This is a genomic window from Limosilactobacillus vaginalis DSM 5837 = ATCC 49540, from assembly GCF_000159435.1.
Lineage (GTDB): Bacteria > Bacillota > Bacilli > Lactobacillales > Lactobacillaceae > Limosilactobacillus > Limosilactobacillus vaginalis.
The window spans coordinates 1-3,253 of sequence record NZ_GG693419.1 but is presented as its reverse complement, the minus strand read 5'-3'; the positions used below and the strand labels follow the sequence as shown (position 1 = coordinate 3,253).

The 3,253-nt window shown below is 51.2% G+C and carries 2 rRNA genes; both read left to right on the top strand.

The features are described 5' to 3' along the window. Positions 1-138: 138 nt before the first annotated feature. Positions 139-3,060, top strand: a 23S ribosomal RNA gene (locus HMPREF0549_RS08705). 76 nt (positions 3,061-3,136) lie between these two features. Further along, positions 3,137-3,253: ribosomal RNA gene (gene rrf, locus HMPREF0549_RS08700) — 5S ribosomal RNA — on the top strand.

Genomic DNA, 3,253 nt, shown 5'->3' with positions numbered 1-3,253 from the left:
AAGCTTGCACTTTGAAAACTAAATAATATCAATTTTCTTTATTAATTAACAAAACAAACCGAGAACACCGCGTTATTTTGAGTTTTTTAGAAATAATCGCTAACTCAATTAATCGGATAATCACGAAGTGATTATCAAGGTTAAGTTATGAAGGGCGCATGGTGAATGCCTTGGTACTAGGAGCCGATGAAGGACGGGACTAACACCGATATGCTTCGGGGAGCGGTAAGTACGCTTTGATCCGGAGATTTCCGAATGGGGAAACCCAACCAACTTAGTCGTTGGTTGCTTGACTAGTGAATCTATAGCTAGCAAGCGGTAGACGCAGTGAACTGAAACATCTCAGTAGCTGCAGGAAGAGAAAGAAAAATCGATTCCCTCAGTAGCGGCGAGCGAACGGGGAAGAGCCCAAACCAACGAGCTTGCTCGTTGGGGTTGTAGGACTGAACATTTGAGTTACCAAAGAGCGACGTAGTCGAAACAGTTGGGAAGCTGTGCCAGAGATGGTGAAAGCCCAGTAGACGAAACGGCACTCTCTCAGTTCAGGATCCTGAGTACGGCGGGACACGTGAAACCCCGTCGGAAGCAGCGAGGACCATCTCGCAAGGCTAAATACTCCCTAGTGACCGATAGTGAACCAGTACCGTGAGGGAAAGGTGAAAAGCACCCCGGAAGGGGAGTGAAATAGTTCCTGAAACCATGTGCCTACAAGCTGTCGGAGCCCATTAATGGGTGACGGCGTGCCTCTTGCAGAATGAACCGGCGAGTTACGATTGCATGCAAGGTTAAGGTGGAAAAACCGGAGCCGCAGCGAAAGCGAGTCTGAAATGGGCGTATGAAGTATGTAGTTGTAGACCCGAAACCAGGTGACCTACCCATGTCCAGGTTGAAGGTGCGGTAAAGCGCACTGGAGGACCGAACCCGTGTCAGTTGAAAATGGCTGGGATGAGGTGTGGGTAGCGGTGAAATTCCAAACGAACTTGGAGATAGCTGGTTCTCTCCGAAATCTCTTTAGGGGGAGCCTTGGGAATTAGAATCGTGGAGGTAGAGCTACTGTTTGAACAAGGGGCCCGTCATGGGTTACCAACTTCAGATAAACTCCGAATGCCATTGATTTATGCCCAGGAGTCACACGATGAGTGATAAGATCCACCGTGTAAAGGGGAACAGCCCAGATCACCAGTTAAGGTCCCTAAATATATGCTAAGTGGAAAAGGATGTGGAGTTGCATAGACAACTAGGATGTTGGCTCAGAAGCAGCCACCATTTAAAGAGTGCGTAATAGCTCACTAGTCGAGTGATTCTGCGCCGAAAATGTACCGGGGCTAAGCATATTACCGAAACTGTGGATGTGCACTACGTGCACGTGATAGGAGAGCGTTCTAAGGGCGGTGAAGCTAGACCGTGAGGACTGGTGGAGCGCTTAGAAGTGAGAATGCCGGTATGAGTAGCGAAAGACAGGTGAGAATCCTGTCCACCGAATGACTAAGGTTTCCTGGGGAAGGCTCGTCCTCCCAGGGTAAGTCGGGACCTAAGCCGAGGCCGAGAGGCGTAGGCGATGGATAACAGGTTGAGATTCCTGTACCAGTTAACTGCGTTTGACGATGGAGGGACGCAGGAGGCTAAGCAAACCTCACGATTGGAAGAGTGGGGCCAAGCAGTAAGTCAGGATGTGAGTCAAATGCTTACATCCGGGTTGACAAGCTGTGATGGGGAGCGAAATTACAGTAGCGAAGTTGCCGATGTCACACTGCCGAGAAAAGCTTCTAAGGAGCACGTTAACTGCCCGTACCGCAAACCGACACAGGTAGTCGAGGAGAGAATCCTAAGGTGAGCGAGTGAACTCTCGTTAAGGAACTCGGCAAAATGACCCCGTAACTTCGGGAGAAGGGGTGCTGGTCGCAAGACCAGCCGCAGTGAATAGGCCCAGGCGACTGTTTATCAAAAACACAGGTTTCTGCAAAATCGTAAGATGAAGTATAGGGGCTGACGCCTGCCCGGTGCTGGAAGGTTAAAAGGAAGGGTTAGCTTCGGCGAAGCTCTGAATTGAAGCCCCAGTAAACGGCGGCCGTAACTATAACGGTCCTAAGGTAGCGAAATTCCTTGTCGGGTAAGTTCCGACCCGCACGAAAGGCGTAACGATCTGGGCGCTGTCTCAACGAGAGACTCGGTGAAATTGAAATCCCTGTGAAGATGCAGGGTACCCGCGACAGGACGGAAAGACCCCATGGAGCTTTACTGTAGCTTGATATTGAGTGTTTGTACTGCTTGTACAGGATAGGTAGGAGCCATAGAAGTCGGAACGCTAGTTTCGACGGAGGCGTTGGTGGGATACTACCCTTGCATTATGACCACTCTAACCCGCAGCACTGAACGTGCTGGGAGACAGTGTCAGGTGGGCAGTTTGACTGGGGCGGTCGCCTCCCAAAAGGTAACGGAGGCGCCCAAAGGTTCGCTCAGAATGGTTGGAAATCATTCGCAGAGTGTAAAGGCACAAGCGAGCTTGACTGCGAGACAGACAGGTCGAGCAGGGACGAAAGTCGGGCTTAGTGATCCGGTGGTTCCGCATGGAAGGGCCATCGCTCAACGGATAAAAGCTACCCTGGGGATAACAGGCTTATCTCCCCCAAGAGTCCACATCGACGGGGAGGTTTGGCACCTCGATGTCGGCTCATCGCATCCTGGGGCTGTAGTCGGTCCCAAGGGTTGGGCTGTTCGCCCATTAAAGCGGTACGCGAGCTGGGTTCAGAACGTCGTGAGACAGTTCGGTCCCTATCCGTCGCGGGCGGAGGAAATTTGAGAGGACCTGTCCTTAGTACGAGAGGACCGGGATGGACATACCGCTGGTGTACCAGTTGTTCCGCCAGGAGCACCGCTGGGTAGCTATGTATGGACGAGATAAACGCTGAAAGCATCTAAGTGTGAAACTCGCCTCGAGATGAGATTTCCCATTCCTTCGGGAAGTAAGACCCCACAAAGATGATGTGGTAGATAGGATGGAAGTGGAAGTGCCGTGAGGCATGGAGCGGACCATTACTAATCGGTCGAGGACTTAACCAAGTTAAGCGGTAAGGTTTGGAAGAAGAGCGATATTGTTTAGTTTTGAGAGCGCAAGCTCGAACCCGCAAAGGGTAAGTGTGGTGATGATGGCTTGAAGGATACACCTGTTCCCATGCCGAACACAGAAGTTAAGCTTCAACACGCCAAAAGTAGTTGGGGGATCGCTCCCTGCGAGGATAGGACGTTGCCACGC